The 22,144-nt window shown below is 58.3% G+C and carries 19 protein-coding genes; 2 read left to right on the top strand and 17 right to left on the bottom strand.

The window, feature by feature from the left end:
- The 8 genes from ACSYSO_RS04055 to aroC form a co-directional block, all read right to left on the bottom strand.
- Positions 1–1,272, bottom strand: a complete 1,272-nt coding sequence (locus ACSYSO_RS04055) for a SufS family cysteine desulfurase (protein ID WP_491701528.1) — start codon at positions 1,270–1,272, stop codon at positions 1–3.
- Between the two features lie 186 nt (positions 1,273–1,458).
- The gene (gene sufC, locus ACSYSO_RS04050; RefSeq protein ID WP_491701527.1) at positions 1,459–2,238 is read right to left on the bottom strand and encodes a Fe-S cluster assembly ATPase SufC; all 780 of its coding nucleotides are present in this window, start codon (positions 2,236–2,238) and stop codon (positions 1,459–1,461) included.
- 2 nt (positions 2,239–2,240) lie between these two features.
- Entirely contained in the window at positions 2,241–3,467 is a 1,227-nt protein-coding gene (gene sufD, locus ACSYSO_RS04045; protein ID WP_489798365.1) for a Fe-S cluster assembly protein SufD, read from the bottom strand.
- Between the two features lie 4 nt (positions 3,468–3,471).
- On the bottom strand, positions 3,472–4,989 hold the full coding sequence (sufB, locus tag ACSYSO_RS04040; RefSeq protein WP_489798367.1) for a Fe-S cluster assembly protein SufB: 1,518 nt from the start codon (positions 4,987–4,989) through the stop codon (positions 3,472–3,474).
- Positions 4,990–5,122: 133 nt separating this feature from the next.
- Complete coding sequence (pyrG, locus tag ACSYSO_RS04035) at positions 5,123–6,790, bottom strand: CTP synthase (RefSeq protein WP_489798369.1); 1,668 nt, start codon at positions 6,788–6,790, stop codon at positions 5,123–5,125.
- A gap of 22 nt (positions 6,791–6,812) precedes the next feature.
- Complete coding sequence (locus ACSYSO_RS04030; protein WP_489798371.1) at positions 6,813–7,283, bottom strand: type II 3-dehydroquinate dehydratase; 471 nt, start codon at positions 7,281–7,283, stop codon at positions 6,813–6,815.
- Between the two features lie 11 nt (positions 7,284–7,294).
- A complete protein-coding gene (locus ACSYSO_RS04025) occupies positions 7,295–8,911 on the bottom strand; it encodes a bifunctional shikimate kinase/3-dehydroquinate synthase (protein ID WP_491701526.1) in 1,617 nt (538 codons plus the stop codon).
- Between the two features lie 37 nt (positions 8,912–8,948).
- Entirely contained in the window at positions 8,949–10,136 is a 1,188-nt protein-coding gene (gene aroC / locus ACSYSO_RS04020; protein ID WP_491701525.1) for a chorismate synthase, read from the bottom strand.
- Between the two features lie 47 nt (positions 10,137–10,183).
- Between aroC and ACSYSO_RS04015 the strand changes: the two genes are divergently transcribed.
- A complete protein-coding gene (locus tag ACSYSO_RS04015) occupies positions 10,184–10,699 on the top strand; it encodes a peptidase A24 (protein ID WP_489760803.1) in 516 nt (171 codons plus the stop codon).
- 70 nt (positions 10,700–10,769) lie between these two features.
- On the opposite strand, the gene mltG is transcribed toward ACSYSO_RS04015, so the two are convergent.
- From mltG to ACSYSO_RS03985, 6 genes are all read right to left on the bottom strand, one after another.
- Positions 10,770–11,993: an endolytic transglycosylase MltG gene (gene mltG / locus ACSYSO_RS04010; RefSeq protein ID WP_489760802.1), complete on the bottom strand. Its 1,224-nt coding sequence runs from the start codon at positions 11,991–11,993 to the stop codon at positions 10,770–10,772.
- The gene (gene ruvX, locus ACSYSO_RS04005; RefSeq protein ID WP_489760801.1) at positions 11,990–12,460 is read right to left on the bottom strand and encodes a Holliday junction resolvase RuvX; all 471 of its coding nucleotides are present in this window, start codon (positions 12,458–12,460) and stop codon (positions 11,990–11,992) included. The genes mltG and ruvX overlap by 4 nt, the downstream gene beginning before the upstream one ends.
- Before the next feature lie 3 nt (positions 12,461–12,463).
- Complete coding sequence (alaS, locus tag ACSYSO_RS04000; protein ID WP_489760800.1) at positions 12,464–15,136, bottom strand: alanine--tRNA ligase; 2,673 nt, start codon at positions 15,134–15,136, stop codon at positions 12,464–12,466.
- Between the two features lie 116 nt (positions 15,137–15,252).
- Entirely contained in the window at positions 15,253–15,492 is a 240-nt protein-coding gene (locus ACSYSO_RS03995) for a hypothetical protein (protein WP_489760799.1), read from the bottom strand.
- The gene (locus tag ACSYSO_RS03990; protein WP_489760798.1) at positions 15,493–15,897 is read right to left on the bottom strand and encodes a DUF948 domain-containing protein; all 405 of its coding nucleotides are present in this window, start codon (positions 15,895–15,897) and stop codon (positions 15,493–15,495) included.
- 98 nt (positions 15,898–15,995) lie between these two features.
- A complete protein-coding gene (locus ACSYSO_RS03985; protein WP_489760797.1) occupies positions 15,996–16,670 on the bottom strand; it encodes a histidine phosphatase family protein in 675 nt (224 codons plus the stop codon).
- 80 nt (positions 16,671–16,750) lie between these two features.
- On the opposite strand from ACSYSO_RS03985, the gene ACSYSO_RS03980 reads away from it, so the two are divergent.
- Positions 16,751–17,116, top strand: coding sequence for a phage holin family protein (locus ACSYSO_RS03980; protein WP_489760796.1), 366 nt, complete (start codon positions 16,751–16,753; stop codon positions 17,114–17,116).
- A gap of 210 nt (positions 17,117–17,326) precedes the next feature.
- Here ACSYSO_RS03980 and rpsD read toward each other — a convergent pair whose 3' ends face one another.
- From rpsD to ACSYSO_RS03965, 3 genes are all read right to left on the bottom strand, one after another.
- Entirely contained in the window at positions 17,327–17,953 is a 627-nt protein-coding gene (gene rpsD / locus ACSYSO_RS03975; RefSeq protein ID WP_489760795.1) for a 30S ribosomal protein S4, read from the bottom strand.
- 394 nt (positions 17,954–18,347) lie between these two features.
- Positions 18,348–19,097: a class I SAM-dependent methyltransferase gene (locus ACSYSO_RS03970; protein ID WP_489760794.1), complete on the bottom strand. Its 750-nt coding sequence runs from the start codon at positions 19,095–19,097 to the stop codon at positions 18,348–18,350.
- 140 nt (positions 19,098–19,237) lie between these two features.
- Positions 19,238–22,003 (bottom strand): ATP-dependent helicase, encoded by a 2,766-nt coding sequence (locus tag ACSYSO_RS03965; protein ID WP_491702056.1) that lies wholly within the window; start codon positions 22,001–22,003, stop codon positions 19,238–19,240.
- Positions 22,004–22,144 lie beyond the last annotated feature (141 nt).

Raw genomic sequence — 22,144 nt, 5'->3', positions numbered from 1 at the left:
CTACACCTTAAAGAACGCGCGGACTTTGCCCACTGTCTCCACCAGGGCGCGCGCCTCGTCGAGCGTAGTGTACACGCCGGTCGAAGCACGGTTCGAAGCGTAGACACCGAAGTGACGATGCACCGGTTGGGCGCAATGATGCCCTACCCGAATCGCAATGCCTTGCGCATCCACAAACTGCCCCACATCATGCGGGTGCACTCCGTCCAAGTCGAACGCCACCGTACCGATACGGCGCTCATTGCATGTCGGTCCCAGCACACGAACCCCTTCGATGTCTGCAAGTTTCAACAATTCTGCGGTAATGGCGTGCTCGTGCTCCTCTACGTTGCTCATACCGATCTCACGCAGCCAGTCAGCCGCCACACCTGCAGCGACCACTTGAGCCACCGGCTGGGTTCCGGCTTCAAATTTGGCAGGAGGCGCCATATATTGCGCCGACTGATCCATCCAAGCCAGTTCTACCATCGAACCGCCAAAGCTGGCCGGAGGTAACGCCTCAAGAAGCTCGCGTTTGCCATAGAGGAAGCCGACACCAGTGGGACCATACATCTTGTGTGCACTCCACGCGGCGAAGTCAACATCTAGCTGATGGAAATCCACCGCCATGTGTGGCACAGATTGGCATGCATCGAGCACTACCAAAGCCCCTACTTCGTGGGCACGACGCACGATGGGTGCCAGATCGGTAATGGCACCGGTCACGTTGCTCACCTGCGTGACCGCCACCACTTTGGTGCGTTCAGTAATCACTTCATCGGCACTGCCGGCAAGAATGCGCCCGTCGTCGCTTAGCTCGAACCATTTCAACGTGGCACCAGTGCGCGCAGCCAGCTCTTGGAATGGCAGCAGTACCGAATGGTGCTCTGCCTTGGAGACTACAATCTCGTCTCCTGGCCCCAAAGCGAAACGCTGAGCGGCCGCTCCCCCGCGACCTTGCGATGCATTGCCGAAGGCGGTGGCCAAGAGGTTCAAACCGGCAGTAGCTCCGGCGGTAACCACGATTTCTTCTTCACCTTCGCGGCTTTGAGCTCCCACCAGTCGAGCCACTTTGCCACGCGCTTCCTCGAACGCTACCGTGCTCTGCGCGGCCAGTTCGTGGGCGCCGCGATGCACACCGGCGTTGATGGTCTCGTAGAATCGTGTTTCCGCATCGATCACACATTGTGGTTTCTGCGCTGTGGCTGCAGAGTCGAGGTAGACCAGAGGGTGGCCATGAATTTCTTGGTTCAGTATCGGAAACTGAGCGCGGATCGTTTCAGTATCAAGCATCCCAACGTCCCTTTCATCTGCCGTTTCCTGCCATTTGTGCCGCATATGTGTGGTCGGCATATAGCTACCACACTAGCAAACATCACCGATGCTAATGATATGCAAGAAAACGAATATCTACATGTATATCAGTATCGGTGATGTATTTGCCTGTTCTGTTACTCGCGTTCAATCACACGCTGAGCATCATGCCAAAGCGGATTCCGAGTCCGAACCTTCCGGCAGATACTGGTCATATCCGGATTCTTCCAGCTCATCGGCCAGCTCGGGGCCGCCGGTCTTCACAAACTTGCCACCGGCGAACACGTGCACGATATCAGGCTTGATGTACTTGAGAATGCGCGTATAGTGCGTCACCATCAAAATACCCAAACCGGTGTTCTCCTTGGCACGGTTCACGCCTTCGGAGACGATGCGCAACGCATCGACGTCAAGACCGGAATCAGTCTCATCCATGATGGCGAACTTGGGTTTGAGCAGCTCAAGCTGCAGCACTTCGGCGCGCTTCTTCTCACCGCCCGAGAAGCCCTCGTTCACGGAACGCGAGGCAAATTTGGGATCCATGCGCAGCTTCTTCATCGCTTCACTCAGCTCCTTGCCCCAAGTGCGCAACGCAGGAGCCTGCCCATCGACCTCAGTCTTGGCGGTACGCAGGAAGTTCGTCATCGAGACGCCCGGCACCTCGACGGGGTACTGCATAGCCAAGAAAAGACCCTTCTTGGCACGCTCGTCCACAGTCATCTTGAGCAAGTCCTCGCCGTCGAGGAGTACCTCGCCGGAATCCACGAAATACTTGGGGTGGCCTGCGATGGTGTACGCCAACGTGGACTTGCCGGAACCGTTGGGTCCCATGATGGCGTGAGTCTCATTCGAATTCACCGTCAAGTTGGCACCTTTGAGAATCTGCTTGCGCCCTTCTTTGGTTTCCACCGAGGCGTACAGGTCTTTGATCTCCAATGTCGACATAGTTACTTCTCCTCCAATACGGCCTGCATTTGCGCGGACTCACCACGGGCCAGACGACGGTCAATCACGTTCATAAGATGTTCGGAAATAGCTGGGATACCAATCTGCTCCACCAGTTCACCAAAGAAACCACGCACCACCAGTTTGCGCGCATCCACCTCGGATACGCCACGGGACTGCAGGTAGAACAGCTGTTCGTCGTCGAAACGACCGACCGAGCTGGCATGACCGGCACCGACGATATCACCGTTTTCAATCTCCAGATTCGGTTCGGAATCGGCGATGGCGCCGTGCGTGAGCACCAGATTGCGGTTGAGCTCGTAGGAGTCCGTGCCTGGCGCTGTCGGTTCGATGAGCGCGTTGCCCACCCAAGTGGAGTGCGCGCCCTCACCGTCGAGCGCACCCTTGTACACCACGCGGGACTTGCAGTCGGGATGGTTGTGCACCACCATGGTGCGGTGCTCGATATGCTCGCCCGGATCCACGAAGTAGATGCCGAGCATGTTCAGATCGCCCTGCTCTCCGCCGAAGTCCTGATCCATACGAATACGCACCACATCGCCGCCAAGTGTGACCACGGAGTGACGCAGTGTGGCGCCTGCACCCACATGGATGCGATGGTTGCCGACTTGTTTGGAACCTTTGTCCCATTCCTGAACGAAGGTGGTCGAGACCTTGGAGTTCTGCCCCGTCTCGATTTCCACACCTTCTGCCAGGCGAGCCTTGCCTTGATGCTCCACCACGATATCGGCGGTGCAGCCGTCGTCGACCTTAAGCACCAAGTGCAGAGAATCCAAATCGAGTCCTGCACCATTGACTTTGACCAGTACCGGCTGGGTCAGGTCAGCGGTAACGTGCACAAGTGTGGACTCAGTGCCGACGTTCCACTCCACAGCAGAGACGCGGTCGTTGGGTTTCATCACCGTTCCTGAAGGAGCGGTGGCGCGCGCAATACGTTCCACACGTACCACAGTCTCGTCAAGAGCGGTACCGTCGATGTTGGAGACACTCACCTCGGTTTCGGAACTTGGTTGGAACACGTCGAAGAATTCTTCGAGACGTTCCACAGGGGTGTAGCGCCAGTCTTCCTGACGACGAGTGGGAACCGCAAATGCGTCAACGCTGAACGAGCGTGGCGCGCGGTCAGCGCTGGACGGCATGGCCGCAGGCACCGCATACGGGTCGTTGGGGTCCGCCACTGGAATGTTGATTTCTGTTGTATCTGCCATCGAATCAGCCCACCGATCCTTCCATCTGTAGCTCGACAAGTCTATTGAGTTCCAAGGCGTATTCCATCGGCAGCTCGCGGCTAATGGGCTCCACAAACCCGCGCACAATCATGCCCATGGCCTCCTCCTGCGCCAGACCTCGGCTCATCAGGTAGAAGAGCTGGTCTTCGGAGACCTTGGAGACCGTGGCCTCGTGGGCCATGGAGACGTCGTCCTCGCGTACATCCACATGCGGATAGGTGTCGGAACGGGAATAGTCATCCACCAGCAGTGCGTCGCACACCACCGAGGAACTTGAATCGTAGGCACCATCAACCACCTTCACCAAGCCGCGGTAAGCCGCTCGCCCGCCTGCGCGAGAGATGGACTTCGACACGATGGTGGAGCTGGTGTGAGGGGCCAGGTGAATCATCTTGGCACCGGTGTCCTGGTATTGCCCTTCACCTGCAAAGCCCAAGGAGAGCGTTTCCGCTTTGGCATACGGCTCAGCCAAGATGCACGCCGGGTATTTCATGGTGGCCTTGGAACCGATGTTGCCGTCCACCCATTCCATGGTGCCGCCCTCCTTGACGTAGGAGCGCTGGGTGACTAGGTTGTAGACGTTGTTCGACCAATTCTGCACGGTAGTGTAGCGCACGCGGGCATGCTTTTCGACAACGATTTCCACGTTGGCCGCATGCAGCGAGTCAGTGGCGTAGATGGGTGCGGTGCAGCCTTCCACATAGTGCACGTACGAGCCTTCGTCAGCGATGATGAGCGTGCGCTCGAACTGCCCCATGTTGGGTGTGTTGATGCGGAAGTACGCCTGCAACGGAATCTCGACGTGTACTCCCTTGGGAACATACACGAACGAACCGCCTGACCATGCCGCTGTGTTCAGTGCGGCGAACTTGTTGTCGTCCGGCGGGATGACAGTCGCGAAGTATTTCTTGACCAATTCGGGATACTCGCGCACTGCGGTGTCGGTGTCCACAAAGATGACGCCTTGCTTGGCCAGATCATCCTGAATGGAATTGTAAATCACTTCGGACTCGTACTGTGCTGCCACGCCGGAAACGAGCCGGTTCTTCTCTGCGTCGGGGATGCCAAGCTTGTCGTAGGTGTTGCGGATGTCATCGGGCAGATCATCCCACGTGGCGGCCTGCTTGTCAACCGGCTTGACGTAATACTTGAAGTCGTCAGCGTTGAAATCGGTCAGATCCACACCCCACTGGGGCATCGGCTTCTCCAAGAAGGCACGGTAACCCTGCAACCGATAGTCGAGCATCCACTCCGGCTCGTTCTTATCGGCGGAAATGGCGCGAATCACATCCTCATCGATGCCCTTTTTTGCCGCCTCGCCTGCAGCATCGGAGTCATGCCAGCCGTAGTTGTAATCTCCGAACTGGTCGATGATCTCGTCATCCTGTTTGATTTTATCCTCGTTGACGCGTTCTCGATCGGCCACATACTGGCTCATCTCCGCATCGGACGCGGTACCTGGGGCTGTCTGTTGTGTCACCTCGCGGCGCCTCCCCTCCATTGATTGAACATAGAATTCACGCCCTAATCTATCAGAAGCAGAGGGGAAGCGCCAAAGTGGTGAGCGCCCTGTCAGCGAAAAGTAACATACATCACGTTTTGCATGTTACTTTTCACAAACACAACTCACTGCATCACGCGTTCTCGCGAGCTGCCTGATGGTCGAGCGCCGCCTTGACAAGACCCTTGAAGAGCGGATGCGGCTTGGTGGGACGGGACTTGAACTCGGGATGTGCTTGGGTACCCACATAGAAGGGATGCACGTCCTGAGGCAGCTCGACGAATTCGGTAAGCTCACCATCCGGGCTCTGTCCACTGATTACCAGACCGGCTTCGCGCAGACGATCCTTGTAAGCCACGTTCACCTCGTAGCGGTGGCGATGACGCTCGGTAACGTCGGTGCGTCCGTACAGCTGTGCAACCAGTGAGCCTTCCTCAAGCGTCGCCGGGTAGGAGCCCAAGCGCATGGTGTGCCCCATGTCGCCGTTGGCAAGGATGTCCTTCTGCTCTTCCATGGTGGCGATGACCGGATTCTTGCAGTCTGTTTCGAACTCAGAAGAACCAGCATCCTCAAGGTGCAGCACATCGCGCGCATATTCGATGACAATGGATTGCAATCCCAAGCACAGGCCAAGTGCCGGCAGCTTGTGCTCACGCGCATACCGCAGGGCGCCAATCTTGCCTTCGATGCCTCGAATACCGAAACCGCCGGGGATGACGATACCGTCCATCTCACGCAGTTCCGCTTCGGCGCCGGCTTCGCTCTCACACAGGTCGGCAGCCACCAGTTTGACATTAACCTTGGCCCAGTTGCCGAAACCGCCGGCCTTCACCGCCTCGATGACCGACAGGTAGGCATCAGGCAGATCGATGTACTTGCCCACCACAGCGATGTTCACCTCATGCTTGGGGTGGTGCACGCGCTCCAGCAAATCGTCCCATTCTGCCCAATCCACGTCGTGGAAGGCCAGCTTGAGTTTACGGACCACATATGTGTCGAGCCCTTCATTGAACAGGATCTTCGGCACGTCGTAGATGGAGTCCGCATCCACGCAGTTGACGACGCCCTCAGCGTCCACGTCGCACATCAGCGCGATTTTGTCTTTGATGGAATCCGCCAACGGCCTGTCGCTACGCAGCACCAGTGCGTCGGGTGTGATGCCGAGCTGGCGCAAGCTCATCACCGAATGCTGGGTGGGCTTGGTTTTCAGTTCGTGAGCCGCCGGCAGGTACGGCACCAGGGAGACATGCACGAACATGCAGTTCTCAGGCCCCAGTTCGCGGCGCACCTCACGTGCGGCTTCCATGAAGGGCTGTGATTCGATGTCTCCGACGGTACCGCCGATTTCGGTGATGATGACGTCGACGTCAGGGCCTGCCTGCGCACGCATGCGGCTCTTGATCTCGTTGGTGACGTGCGGAATCACCTGCACGCACTGGCCGAGATACTTGCCGGCACGCTCTTTTTCGAGCACCGACTGATAAATCTGACCGGTGGTGACATTGGCCTTCTGGGACAGGAACACATCGAGGAAACGCTCGTAGTGGCCGATGTCCAGATCGGTCTCAGCACCATCTTCGGTGACGTATACCTCACCATGTTGGAAGGGGTTCATGGTTCCCGGATCCACATTGATATAGGGATCGAGCTTTTGCTGCAGAACGTGGATGCCTCGGCTGCGCAGCAGGCGTCCGAGCGAGGAAGCCGTCAGACCTTTACCTAAGGATGAAACGACGCCACCAGTGACAAAAATGTGCTTGGTTACATGGGCTTTGGGATTATCGTGATTGCTACTTGCCATGGGACTCCAATTTATCATGTCTCTACGACTCGGCGTTTCGCTCTGAGCCGTCCGCCATGAGGTGCGCCACTGCCTCAAGAGCGAGATAGTACCCGAAGAAGCCCATACCGGTTATGGTTCCAGTGGCCACGGGGCTGATCACACTGTGCTTGCGGAACGTGTCACGGGCCGAAGGGTTGGAGATATGCACTTCCATCAGCGGCAGGCCTGCGTCGGTGACCATGTGCGCCGCGTCCGCCAAACCGTAGCTGTAATGGGTGAATGCCGCCGGGTTCATGACCACCGGCGTGCCCTCATCCACTGCCTGGTGCATCCACCCGATGACTTCAGCTTCGTCATCAGACTGGCGCACTTCCACGTCCAGACCGAACGTGCGCCCCCACTCCCCGCAGTCGCGGCGTAAGGTGTCCAGATTTTGATCGCCGTAAATATCCGGCTCGCGTACACCGAGACGACCTAGATTAGGGCCATTAACCACTATTACTCTTTGCATATATACACCTCTTATGGACGGATGCGACGGAATGCTTCTTCAAGAATGTCTTCGGGGGGACCTTCGACAACCATGGGATCGCCAAGACCCCGCAGCACCACAAACCGCAGCGTATTGCCCCGGGTTTTCTTATCGCGATGCATGAGCTTGAGCACACGGTTCCATGAACCGCCGCCCCACTGCACCGGCAGCCCCAAAGATTGCAGAAGGTTTCGGTGCAGCGCCACCTCATCCTCATCCAGATAGCCGAGCAGACCTGAGAGTTCGGCGGCGAATACGCAACCGACCGCCACAGCATTGCCATGACGCCAACGGAAGTGCTCGATTTGCTCGATGGCATGGCCCAACGTGTGCCCGTAGTTGAGGAATTCGCGCAGTCCCGCCTCTCGCAGATCGCTGGAGACATGATGTGCTTTCACTCTCACGGTGCGCTCGATCAGCTCACCGACCACGGGTTCAAGCGACGAGCCCAAGAACGACGCACCGTCAAAACCTCGCAGTTCAGCGGCATGGTCCTCGAGAATGTTAAGAATCTCACCATCGCGAATAAAGCCCGACTTGGCCACTTCCCCGAGTCCCTCAGTAAAAATATCCGCAGGCAGGGTCTGCAGTGTGCGAGTGTCCGCCAGCACAGCGGCGGGCGTATAGAACGAACCTACCAGGTTCTTGCCTTCCGCGGTGTTGATGCCGGTTTTACCGCCTGTTGACGCATCTACCATGGCCAGCAGCGACGTGGGACAGTTCACGTAACGGATGCCACGCATCCATGTGGCGGCGATGAATCCAGCAACATCGGTGGCCGCTCCCCCGCCAAGCCCCACGATGGCATCGGAACGAGTAAAGCCGGTGGCCCCCAGCCGCTGCCACACACTGGATGCCACATCTATGGTTTTGCCGTCCTCGGCATCGGGAATGACGATGTCACTCACCTCGTACCCGGCCCGGCGCAAGGCAGTACGCGCCAAATCGCTGTGCCGCCCCACACTTGCCGTATGAATCAATGCCACACGCAAGGCATGCTGCCCCACTGCGTCAGCCAGTGCGTTCATTGCACCCTCGCCAATGCTCACATCATATGGCTCAATGCCTGCACCGTCGACGTGTACCATTCGTGTCTCTATCATGTTCTTCAACTTTCTCGCAGCGCCTCTCGGCGTGGAACCGTGCGTGCGGACGGTACAATTAGCAATCGTGCGGAACACCGGGTCGCGTTGTTCAAACAGCCTCTCCCAGTTGGCTTGAGCATCACCGTTGAGCATGGGACGACCACCCGCTTTGGTGGCTCGGGTCATGGCCTCGGTTTTATCCGCCTCAAGGTAGATGAGTTTGCCGCCACGCCGCACATATCGTTCCAGCTCATCGCGCACGCCTGGGGTCATGGGCGCGCCACCACCCAATGCCACCACACCGCTTCTCTCAGCGAGCAGATCGGTCACGGTCTGCTCTTCGACCTCACGGAACCGGCGTTCACCATAACGCTTGAAATAAGCGGGAATGGGCATGCCTTCACGCCGTTCGATGGCATGGTCGGCATCGGTGAAATCCACACCGAGCATATGTGCGGCCTCGCGCCCCACACGCGTTTTCCCAGCTCCGGGCATCCCGATGATCACCGCTAACGGTTGCATGCCTGACTCCTCTACCACTGTCTGACCATCACGCGCATCAGCGCATGTGTTCGCTCCATGAATCGAGATAGGATTGAGCGTTACGGCGAATCTCGGCCACACTGTCTCCACCGAACTTGTCCAACGCGAACTGCGCCAACGTCAGACGCACCATCGCTTCTGCCACTACTGCGGCAGCCGGCACAGCGGTACTGTCGGAACGCTGGTTAATGGCTTTGGCAGCCTCACCGGTAGTGGTGTCCACTGTGCGCAAGGCCTTGGGGATCGAAGGAATCGGCTTCATGGCCACACGCACACGAATGGGCTGACCGTTCGACATGCCCCCTTCGATACCTCCGGCACGGTTGCTCAATCGCTCTATACGACCATCTTCCCCTGGCATCATCTCATCATGGGCTTGAGAGCCGGGGCGCGCCGCTTCGAGGAACCCGTCGCCTATCTCCACGCCCTTCATGGCCTGAATACCCATCAATGCCGATGCCAATGCCGCGTCCAGCCTGCGGTCCGATTCCACATAGGTGCCCAATCCGGCGGGCACTCCATACGCGATGACCTCCACCACGCCACCCAAAGTGTCGGCCTGCGCCTTGGCTTCATCAATACGCGCCACCATGCGCGCTTCGGCATCTTTGTCAAGCGTACGCACCGGGGAAGCATCGAGAGCCTCCAAGTCTTCCGGCACCGGCAACTTTGCTTCCGCAGAGACACTCTCGCCACCCAAGGCGACAACGTGAGCCACGGTGCGGACGCCAAGAGCCTGTTCAAGGAAGTGTGCCGCCACCTCGCCCAAAGCGACCCGAGAGGCGGTCTCCCTGGCGCTGGAACGTTCCAAGACATTGCGCGCCGCATCAAAGCCGTATTTGCGCATACCAGTCAAATCGGCATGCCCGGGGCGTGGCCGGGTCAACGGCTCATTGCGTCCGGTGGGCGGCAGCTCGTGGTCAAGCGGGTCGGCGCTCATGACCTCGGTCCACTTCGGCCACTCCGTGTTGCCGATCTCGATGGCGACCGGGGAACCCAACGTCAGGCCATGCCGCACGCCGGTGAGCAGACGCACCTGATCCTGCTCAAACTTCATTCTCGCCCCACGCCCATAGCCGAGCCGGCGACGAGCCAGCGCATCGACCACATCCTGCGTGGTTATCTCCACACCGGCCGGCAGGCCCTCAATCATGGCCACAAGCGCCTGTCCGTGCGATTCCCCCGCTGTCTGCCAACGCAACATACGTGTTCCCCCGTTCGATTCTCTGTATCTATGACTATCTTACTGGTATGTCATACCTACTCGCCTTGCCTGGCTTGCTCTGTGGACTTGCCCTGTGCGCGCACGACCTGAACCGCCGCACTGTGCCGCGCCTATGGGTATTGGCGGGCATCAGTCTGCAACTCCTGGCGCTCGCGATGCGCGCTACTGTGATCGGCGATTGGTCCCTGGTGTTGCTGCCCGCAGCATATGGTCTGGCGGCGGGAACGATTCAGTTCCTGCTTTCCTACGTCGCTCCCGGTTCGCTGGGGTTCGGGGATGTAACATGCTCCTGCATGATGGGCATCACCGTCGGGCTGTTTGGACTCGATACGTTCCTGCTGTGGTGGTTGGCCATGGGACTCGTAGGATGCCTATGGATTGCGGTGTGGCCGCGTCTTCAGCGACCACACCACCCATTACCGGCCGATTCCGATGACGGTGCCAACGAACCAATCCAAGAAGGCATGTCATCAGGCACCCGCAAAGTGCCGTTCGTACCGGTCATCGTCATCGCAGCGATGGCGGCAATCGCACTCTCATAAAGCCTTGTATACAGGTGGATACCTACGAAGACACCCCATACGTGCTGGCGCGGCGAGACCTGCGAACGGATTAGTTCGCGTTGGCGTTCGACCGCTTGTATTCGTCTCGCAGCTTCATGAACTCCGTGTCAGAGCTGGTGAACTTGGTCTCGCCGGTCTTCAGATTCGTCGTAACGAAATAGAGCCAATCCCCCTGCTCAGGGTTCATCGCCGCCTGAAGCGCGTTGTCTCCGGGGCTGCTGATGGGAGTCGGCGGCAAACCACGGTTGATGCGTGTGTTGTACCGGTTCGAACTGTCGGAGAGCATAGCGTCGGTCAGCGCGTTCGGTTTGACTCCGGCTCCATAGGCGACCGTGGAATCCATGCCCAACGGCATGTTGATGTTCAGCCGGTTGAGGATGACCCGAGACACCTTGCCGTAGTAAGCCTGTGAATTCACCTCAGATTCGGCGATTGAGGCAATAATCAGCATGCGTTCGCGTTCGGCTCCAGTCGGCGCCTTCATCTCGTCCAATTTGGCGATTCGCTTGTCCACCATGGGTTTGAGCACTTCGGCAGCGCTCTTCTTGCCTTTGACGATGTAGGAACCGGGCTCGAACCATCCTTCAAAACTGCCGTTGGCCTCAGGAGGAAGAATGCCATCTCCGCCTGCCTGGCTCAGCGCGCTGAATTGCGCCTGGTCAATGCCGGACACTGCGGATGCTTCGGCAAATACCTGACTGATGCGTTCCCCTGCACGCACCTGCACGATGCCGCCCGCCTTGGTGGGATCGGAAAGCACGTTGACGGCCTGCGCGCTCGACATACGCTTCTTGAGCGTATAGGAACCGGGATATAGCGTGCTGTTATTGGCTCCCACCGAACTGGCGAAAGCATCCGCCGATTTCACCACATCGAGCTTTTGCAGCCTTGAGGCGATGGAGGTGACGGATTCGCCGCTATCGATGTTGAATTGCACTTCTCCCGTACCGGGGCCTGGATAATCGATTTCGACTTTACTGTTCTCGTTGCGTTTGGCAATGGCTCCGGAGACGGCACGAGCACCGCAATACCCGCCGACAACCAACAATACCAATGCCAACACAAGGATGATGCCGATCACCATACGCCGTCGATTACGGCGTTGCTCCATCTCACGGCGTTGCCTTCTGCTTATACGAGGGGAGTAATCGTCATCATTGGGATAAAAATCACCGTTCGGAGGCATGGGTGGCTGAGAGAATCCGGCATCGTTCTCAGTCGAACCATCCCACGACGGTTGCTCGTCGAAGATGTCATAAAAGTCGTCACTCATTGTGCCTCGTTTCTGGGGCGCAGCCTATCCATTGCCGACTGCAAAATCAACACTGCGGACTGCCGATCGACTTTGGGGCGGTGATCACGATTGTTCACCCCGGTCTGGCTGAGTTGGCGGTGTGCGCTCACTGTGGTCAGGCGTTCGTCTTCCATAATGATTTGCGGCAGACTGGTTGACGCAATACGCCCATCCTCAGCAGCCATATGCAAACGTTTATCCAGATTGGCGGCCCAGCGTCGAGCTTTCTTGGCGCTTTTGCCTTCTTCACCGCTGAGCAGCAACGGCAATCCCACCACAACGCATTCGGCATGGTGTTCAATGACCATATCGACCACGTCGTCCAACACTCGGAACGTGTCCCCACCCGCATAGAGGTTATCCTCGGGGTGCGCCAAGGTGAGCTCGGGGTCAGACATCGCCATGCCGACCCGAGCCTCCCCCAGATCCACTCCGATCCATACCATGCGTCAGGCCTTCGTCACCGTGCTGCGCACAGCGTCAAGAGCCTCATTAATCTTTGCAGCATCCGCTCCGCCACCTTGGGCGAAGTCAGGCTTGCCGCCGCCACCACCGCCGAGGGTCTTGGCCGCCACTCGTACCAAGTCTCCGGCTTTGAGACCTGCCTGGCGTGCAGCCTCGTTGGTGGCTGCCGCCAGCATAGGCTTGTCCTCGCCGCTGACACCGGCCAGCACCACTACTGCGGGCTGGTCGTCACCGATGCGAGAACGGATGTCGAGCACCGTCTTGCGCAATGCTTCGAACGAGCCGAAGCTGCCCACATTGGCAGCCACCAGCATGGTTTGGCCTGCACGCTGTGCCCCATCGACAAGTGCGGGCACGGTCGCGGCCAATTGTGCCTCGTAGACTTGCGCCAGCTTGCGGTCGGCTTCACGTCCCTTGTCCATCAGAGCCTCAATGCGGGCACTGAGCTCATCAGGGCGAACGTTGAGCGCATCGGCAAGGCTGGAGAGCGTGGTGTGGGTGTTCGCATTGAACTCATAGGCCTTCTTGCCCATGTAGGCTTCGATACGACGCACGCCGGAGCCGACCGACGACTCGGAAGTGATGACGAACTCGCCAATCTTGCCAGTGGCGTTCAGATGGGTACCACCGCACAGTTCACGGCTCCAACCGTCTTCTCCAATCGATGCCACACGCACGCGGTCGGTATATTTCTCACCGAAGAGATGCATGGCGCCCATGTCGAGCGCATCCTGGTAGTCCATCTCCTCCATGGTGACCGGTAGATCGTCCTGCACTCGCTCAACCACGCGCGCTTCAATCTGCGCAATCTGTTCTTTGGTGGGAGCTGCGGACGTCTGGAAGTCGAAATGCAGGTAATCCGGTGCCACCAACGAGCCGCGCTGGGTGGCCTGATCCCCCATCACTTCGCGAATCACCTTGTGCAGCACATGCGTGGCGGTGTGGGAGCGTCCCAGCGCCTTGCGGCGTTCCACGTCGATGCTGGCATTGACCGTGTCACCGACATGCAGCGTGCCGTCGGTAATGCGGCAGCTGTGCACGATCAAGTCCTTGATCGGCTTCTGCACGTCGTCGACTTCCAGCACGGCTCCGTTGTCTGAGACGATCTCGCCTTCATCTGCCAACTGTCCACCTTGCTCCGCATAGAACGGTGTGCGGTCAAGGATGACCTCCACTTCCGCCGCGCCGCTGATGCTTTCCACCAAGCCTTGCTTGGCATCGACGATGCCCAACACAGTTGCTTTGCTGGAGTATTCCTTATATCCAAGGAACTCTATGGGATGCGCCAACGTCTTCTTGAAGTCGTCATAGACGCTCAGATCCACATTGTGACGCTTCTTGAGCGCATCGGCACGGGCACGAGACTTCTGCTCGGCCATCAAGGCTTTGAAGCCGTCCTCATCCACGCTCACACCTTGTTCGCCGGCCATTTCAAGCGTCAACTCAATGGGGAAACCATAGGTATCGTGCAGAGTGAAGGCATCGTCGCCGGAGACTGATTTGCCGTCAGCTTTGGCCTTGCTCACAGCCACGTCGAGAATGGTCGTGCCGTTTTCCAGCGTGCGGCGGAATGCATCTTCCTCACCATAGGCAGACTCGGACACGTCGTGGAACACATCGTTCAGCTCCGGGTAGCTCGCCACCATGGCATCTTTGGAAACCGGGAACAGCGTGGGCAGCACGGCGTCATTAACACCGAGCATCTTCATGGAGCGCACGGTGCGGCGCAGCAGGCGGCGCAGGACGTAGCCTCGGCCCACGTTGCTCGGACGTACACCATCGCTCATGATCATCAAAGCCGAGCGCACATGGTCTGCAACCACACGGAAGCGCACATCGTCCGACTCGTTCTCACCGTAACGATGCCCCGACAGCTTCTCGGCCGCCTCGATGACCGGGTACACCTCGTCGGTCTCGTAGATGTTCTGCTTGCCTTGCATGAGGTAAGCCAGACGCTCCAGGCCGGCACCGGTATCGATGTTCTTGTTCTGCAGCTCACCTACGATGTGCAGGTCGGTCTTGGATTTGACGTTGTCGACTTCATAGTTCTCGAACACCAAATCCCAGATTTCGATATACCTGTTCTCATCGGCGCTGGGGCCGCCTTCTTTGCCGTATTCAGGGCCGCGATCCACATAAATCTCGGAGCACGGGCCGCCGGGACCGGGGCCTCCAGTGGTCCAGAAGTTGTCCTCCATACCGAGAATTTCCATGTGCTCGGGGTTGAAACCCTCGTTCTTCCACAGGCTACGTGCCTCATCGTCATCGGTATAGGTGGTGACCCACAGGGTGTCTGGATCGAAGCCGTATCCGCCTTCGCTTTGCGGGCTGGTCAGCAGCTCCCAGGCATAGTGAATGGCTTCTTCCTTGAAGTAGTCGCCGAACGAGAAGTTGCCGAGCATTTGGAAGAACGTGCCGTGACGTGTGGTCTTACCGACCTCATCGATATCCAAGGTGCGCACGCACTTTTGATTCGATGTGACGCGCTTTGAGGGCGGGGTTTGCTCACCGAGCAGGTACGGGATGAAGGGCACCATGCCGGCTATGGTGAACAGCGTGGTCGGGTTGGGTGAAATCAGCGAGGCTGAAGGAAGCACCAGATGGCCCTTGCTTTCGAAATACCGTTGGAAGCGGTTGGCGATCTCCGAAGTGCGCATTCGCATTGCTCCTTATATTGCGTGCCTGACAGCACGTCCGTTATATGTCATGTCCACGTGCAGTACCTGCACGAATCGGTAAAATCAGAAAACGACGAGCGATACTCGGCGGCTCATCACTCGCCTGTGCGCTCCTCGTACTTGCGGTTGAGCTCATCCTCACGCATGGCTCGTGTGGCATTGAATTCGTCCAACAGACCCTTCAACGTTCGTGCCGACACGTTGTCTTGATCCGGCCCCAAGATGAACTGTCTGGCCCCATCAGGAGTGTTGGCGCGAACGTACGCCTGCGCCTTGGAGACTGCGACCACTCCCAAGCCCATGCCCAGAGCCACCCAGAAAATTCGTTTGAACATCTACTGCTCCTTTACCGACACGGTTGTGGTGGATCTGCTTGAAGCGTTGCCCTTGCCATTCATGAATGACTTGAAGGTTGACTTCAGCGCATACCCGGCAGAGGCGATTTTGATAATCGGCTTACCTAAGAAGGAGCTGTACAAGTCCGTCAACGCTCCGATGTTGTCTGCCGTTGTAGAGGCAGCCTCGGAAATGCGGTTGACGTCCTCAAGCGACTTGTTGACCTGCTTGACAGTGGACACGCCTTCATCAAGTGCTGGAATGGCATGCTCACCTGAATCCTTGACGGTTTGGGCAAGCTGGTCGAACAGTTTGCCCAAACGGATGAGTGGGTAGATCATGAACCCGACCAGCACGGTGAACGCGATGGCGGCGACCAGACCTGCAATGTCTCCGATACTCATCTTGAGCCTCTCTCTTCTCTCGGCATGAACCTCACAGTGCGCCTGCACTGAGCTGCGCACAATACTGTGCCTAAGGGTATCCAACGCCCCAGACGCGTTCAAAGGTTGTAACGGCGAACACTCACCGCTTGCGCGAAGGGCACCGACGTGTCGAAATCAAGCTCGGTGACGCTCCCATTCGCGGGCCGTTGAGACAGGTCGTACCCTGGACCCGCGAACCGGTGCATAAGACTGAGCAAGGTGTTGCCGTGCGAGATGAGGAGAACGTGATCATGATCATGCAACGATGGATTTGCTGCAATGAGTGCGAATCCGCCTTCTATTCGTTCCCAGTATTCATCGTCTGATTCAGCGTCGTGGAACGGGTCAGCCTCTTTGAGAAAGTCCCTGGTGGCCTTGAGCCCATACTGTTCCACGATGCTGTTATAGGTATTCGCGCCATGTGGTGCGCCGGCTGCCCACCATGCCGAATTCATGTCCTGACCCTCAAAATAGCCGTAGAACTGTTCGCGAAAGTGCATGTCGGCAATCAGTTGGGGGCGCTGGTGCCCTGCTTGTTCATTTGCATCGAGAATACGCAGGGCCGTCTGCTGAGCACGTGTGGTATCCGAGCAGAACGCCGCTGCAAACGTCCTATCTGAGAGTTTGGCGGCAGCTTTGTCGGCATCGGCCAGACCGTCTTCGGTCAGCGGAGAGTTTGACCACCCCTGCAGGCGGTTGTAACGGTTGAAATAGGTCTGCCCGTGGCGGACCAAGTGTACATGCAGCATCATACGCCTATTATCTCACGCTGCATTCGCCGCGCATAGCGTAAGCCTGCGAGAGTATGCGCGAATATGCAATAATGGCGAATATGACACGTTTTCTTTCACGCTGGTTCGTACTCACCATCGCTGCGGGAGTGATGGTGGCTCTCATCCCCGGCATGCGGCCGATCGGCCATCCCGCCATCGTCGGCGTGGCCGCGTTTGCCCTGTTCACGGCACTTATCAACGCGTCCATCAAGCCGGTCATGCAGTTGTTCTCGCTGCCGTTCTCTATCCTTACGTTCGGCTTCGGCTCGCTTGTCGTGAACTGGCTGTGCATGTGCCTGGCATCATGGCTGGCGCTTGCCCTGTTCGGCACCGGAGTGGTGATCAGCGGTTTCTGGGTGTCGGTGCTCGGCTCGTTCATCATGATGTTGGTCAGCTGGCTAGTCGAGTCCGTCATCGGGCTGTAGGCTTGCTAATCCTAGCACTGTCAAGACTATATGTCGTGTCTCGAGTCTTGACAGCGTGCAGCCGAAGAAACAGGCCGATTCCCCCACCGTCACTCCTTCTGCATTTGCATGACGTACGCGGTGCGCGAATAAGTTGAGACCCCGCGACTCATTCGAGCGCGGGGCCTCAACTTGTATGTATGTCCCTAAAACTTTAGGTGGATTCAGACCTTAGCGAGCGTAGTACTCGACCACGTACTGAATGTTGACCTCAACCGGAATCTCAGAAGTCTCCGGCTTGCGGGTAAGCGTTGCCTTGAGCGAAGCCAGGTTCACATCCAAGTAACCGGGAACTGCGGGGAGCACATCGCGGTGCACGCCCTCAGCAGCCATCTGGAAGGGAACGGTGGTCTGGCTCTTGGGCTTGACCTGAATGGTCTGGCCGGGCTTGACGCGGTAGGACGGACGGTCCACCACATTGCCGTCGACCATGATGTGACGGTGCACCACGAACTGACGTGCCTGAGCGGTAGTGCGGGCGATGCCTGCACGCAGCACCAGGGCGTCGAGACGGGTCTCAAGATCGGTGAGCATAGCGTCGCCGGTCTGACCCTTGGTGTGGGTACCCTTCTCATAAGCGGCGCGAAGCTGCTTCTCGGAGAGACCGTACTGGGCGCGCAGACGCTGCTTTTCGCGCAGACGAACCGCATAATCGGATTCGGTGCGGCGGCGGGTGCGGCCGTGCTCACCAGGAGCATACGGGCGCTTCTCGAAGATGCGCTGAGCCTTGGGGGTCAGTGCGATGCCGAGGGCGCGCGAAAGACGCACCTGACGGCGAGAACGCTGAACGTTAGTCATTCTGTATTCCTTTATTCTGTCGTTATCTGAACGGAACGTAGCAACCTTGCGGAAGCTACGCTGAGCCGGGCCTCTCCAGTGCTTCAATCGTGCCGAAGCACGAACGGTTCAAATACATCCGCTTGCACGTCTGACCTTCGAACCGCCGACCCACTGATGGGCTAAGACTCCAGATAGCACCTGTCATTGCGGCAGATACAGTCCTCCATGCTACACGCACGTTAGGATAGTGGCGTGCCTGTCGAGGTTGTCTCGTTTGCCGGCCCAACATCTCTCCGCACAGTAGTACCGGCCAATCCGTCCATAGTCGTCCGCCTGCGCAACTACCGCGGTAGCATATCGAATGGGTACAATTCGGACATCGCGAGCGAACTACGCTGCTTCCCGCATTACATCAGCGTTCGGGCTTGCGCGCCACGATGGAGAACATGAGCGGAATGCGCGGAGCACCTGCCGGCATATGCCACGAATCGCGCTCTTTGCTGTATTCGAGCAATGGTGTGGATTTCCAGTCGCTCTCCTCATGTTCGACAAGGGCGCGAATCTCGAGACCTGCGTCCAGCAGCACGCGCGTCATTTCAGAGAAGTCATGCGCCCAGTTATGGTTGCGGGTGTGCGTAATGTGCACCGATGCCTCGCGCGTCTTGCCGGAGCTGTCAGCAGACATGATGTACGTCTCGTTGCTCTCCCATGAATCCTCAGTGCCTGAGCAATAGTCGGTGCCGATAGCCAGACCGGAATCGTCAAGTGCAAACAGTAACGGATGCGTGTCACGAATCATGAACACACCGCCCGGCTTGAGCAGCATGGCGATGGAATGTGCCCAGTCCTCTAAATCCGGCAGCCACGTGACCGTGCCAACGCTCGTGACGATAACATCGAAATGTTTGCCAGGCATAACCGCTGCAGATTGACGCGCATCCCCCGACACATAGGTGATGTCGTGACCGGCTCGCGCCGCCAGACTTCTTGCGTGCTCCAATGACTGTTCGGAAAAGTCCAAACCATGCACGTCGAGCGCCCCGAGCCTAGCCCAGCTGAGCGTGTCGGTACCGATATGGCATTGCAGGTGGAGCAGGCTCAAGCCGTTGACAGACCCGTTCGGCACATGCGGCGCAAGCACTTCCATATCGCGACTGACCACACTGTGATGGCAGATTTATCGGCTGCGAAAGCCTCCAAATCACCGTATCCTCCCGCGGCGTGCACATCGGCTCTGTCGTTCCAGTTCTTCTGATTGTCGAGTACATCAGCAGTTACGTCGCCCATACCTAAGCCCTCTCGTTACAGCTTTTCAATCGGAGCGACTCGCAACATGAGGCGTTTGACGCCACCGGATCCAAAGTCGACTGTAATGATGGAGTTGCGGCCTTTGTCTTGCGTGTCGATCACCTTGCCCAAGCCGAACTGGTCGTGTGTCACCTTGTCGCCGACAGCGAAGTCCGCTATGGACAGGTTGTTGTCTTTGCTCAGGCTGGACGCCGGAACCGCTTTCGCCGCCGTGGGTTTGACACGACGAGTGGAGACTTTGCCGCCACGGGTGCCGGATGACGACCCAGAACGCGAACCGTAGCCGGACCCGGACCGGGAGCCGGAGGTCGAGCCGGAGCGCCCAGACCCGTACGACGAACCGCCATAAGACTTGCCCGAACCATACGAACCGCCGTACCCCGAGCCGGAGCCTGAACGCGAGCCATAGCTGGATCTGGAGCCATATGCGCCGGAAGAGCCGGATGAGCTGCCACGCCCTGAGCCATAAGCTGAGCGAGATCCGTAGGAAGATTGAGACCCATAAGACGAGCCTGAACCTCCGAACGTGCTGCCGGAAGAGAACCCGTCCTCATCATCCCAGCCGCCGAACTCATCGTCACCGAACTCATCACCGTCAGATCCGCCCCAGCCTGAACGCATACGCTCCACACCGGCTTCGCGTCTCTTCCACTCAAGCAGATCATCAGGGATTTCGTCGAGGAACTGGCTGGGCAGCATCTCAGCGGCCTGCCCCCACTGGGCACGAACCGCAGCACGTGTGACGTAAAGTCTCTGCTTGGCTCGGGTGATGCCCACGTAAGCCAGCCGACGCTCCTCGGACAGCTCCTTCTCATCCTCCAACGAACGCGAATGCGGGAACGTGCCCTGTTCCATACCGGTGAGGAACACAACCGGGTATTCCAAGCCTTTGGCGGTGTGCAGCGTCATCAGCGTGACCTTGCCGCTGTCTTCACCTTCGCTGGGCAGTTGGTCGGAATCCGCCACGAGAGCCGTGGTTTCCAAGAAGGCGGCGAGCGTGGCGTCCGGGGTTTTCTGTTCGAACTCGGCGGCCACTGACTGCAGCTGCGAGAGGTTCTCCACTCGCGACTCATCCTGTGGATCGTTGGAACGGCGCAGTTCCTCCAGCAGTCCCGATTCATTCAGCACCTCGGCCACTACTTGGGAGGGCTGCGCATCATGGTCTTGCGCGAACTGCGTGAGACCGGTCATGGTATCACGGAACTTGGTGAGCATGGTGCGCGTGCGGGTGGGCAGGTCAGGAATGTCCTCCAAGCGAGCGATGCCTTCCCAGAACGGCACATTGTGTTCGTCGGCATATTGAGCCACAATCGCCTCGGCCCGGGCACCCAAGCCGCGCTTGGGCACATTGAGGATACGACGCATGTTCACACTGTCCGCAGGGTTGGTGATGGCTTGCAGATAGGCCATGGCATCCTTGACTTCGCGCCGCTCATAGAACTTGGTCCCGCCTACCAGCTGGTACGGTATGCCGGCATTGATGAGAGCCTCCTCCAACGCTCTCGACTGGGCGTTGGCGCGGTACATAATGGCCATGTCGCTGTATGCAATGTCATGCTCAGCACGCAGGTTGGCGATTTCGTTGGCGATCCAGCCGGCCTCCTGCTGGGCATTGTCGGCAGCATACCCCACGATCGGTTCACCTTTGCCAAGTGCCGTCCAGAGCTTCTTGGGCTTACGCCCCTCGTTTTTGGCGATCACAGCGTTGGCCGCATCAAGGATGGTTTGTGTGGAGCGGTAGTTCTGCTCAAGCATGATGGTTTTGGCTCCAGGGAAATCCTTTTCGAAATCCTGGATGTTGCTGATATCAGCACCGCGGAACGCATAGATGGACTGGTCGGAGTCCCCCACCACCGTCACCCATGCCGGGCCTGTTTTGCCTGCAAAGCGCGCTGTGGGGCTGGGCTGCTCCCCCGCGTCTACACCTGCAAGCTCTCGGATAAGCACATATTGGGCGTGGTTGGTGTCCTGATACTCGTCCACCAGAATGTAGCGGAACTTGTGATGATAATACTCAGCCACTTGCGGCCGGTCACGCAGCAGCTCAACAGTACGCACGATGAGGTCGTCGAAGTCCACTGCGTTGGCGGCGGCCAAGCGGTATTCATACTCGGCGAAGACGACGGCGTACAGTTCCTCCACGTTGTCATATCGCCCCAGCTGGTAGCCACGCTGCCCAGGCTTATAGCCGGGAGCATACTGCTGTAGGAGGCTTTGCCAACTGGTCAGGCCATTCTTGTAGTCAGAGATCTTGGCGAGAATCGACTTGGGGGTATATCGCTTGACATCAATGTTGAGGTCGGCGCAGATGAGTTTGATGAGACGCTGGCAATCGGCCGTATCGTAGATGGAAAAGCCTGACTTGAGACCGATTTCCTTGCCGTCGCGGCGCAGAATACGCACACAGGCGGAGTGGAAGGTGGAAATCCACATGCGCCCTGCCACCGGGCCGATGAGTGTGCCGAGGCGTTCCCGCATCTCGGCGGCGGCCTTGTTGGTGAACGTGATTGCAAGAACCTGGCTGGGCCACGCGCCGAACTGGCTCAGAATCCAAGCCACGCGCCGTGTCAACACGCGGGTTTTACCTGATCCGGCGCCTGCTCCGATAAGTAGGGCCGGCGCAGTGGACTGCACCGCTTCGGACTGCTGCGGATTGAGGCCGCCGACCAGCTCTTCTGCAGTTCGGGCAATGACTTCCGGCTCCTCATAGCGTGCCTGCGGCTTTGTGAATGCTGGCTGGGCGGCTTGTTCCGCCGCCATTTGCCGGTTCAGCTCTTCCTGCTCCCACGCGGTGGGCCGCATGCCTTCCGGATCGGGTTCTGGTTCGCTTTCCATACCCAAATCCACCGGTTCCGCGCCAGGCTCCCACCCCGGCTCCTGCACGCCGTCCGACTGTTGGCC

The organism is Bifidobacterium sp. ESL1130 (genome assembly GCF_058507935.1).
The sequence above is the reverse complement of the archived record's forward strand: the minus strand, read 5'-3'. Positions and strand labels throughout refer to the sequence as shown.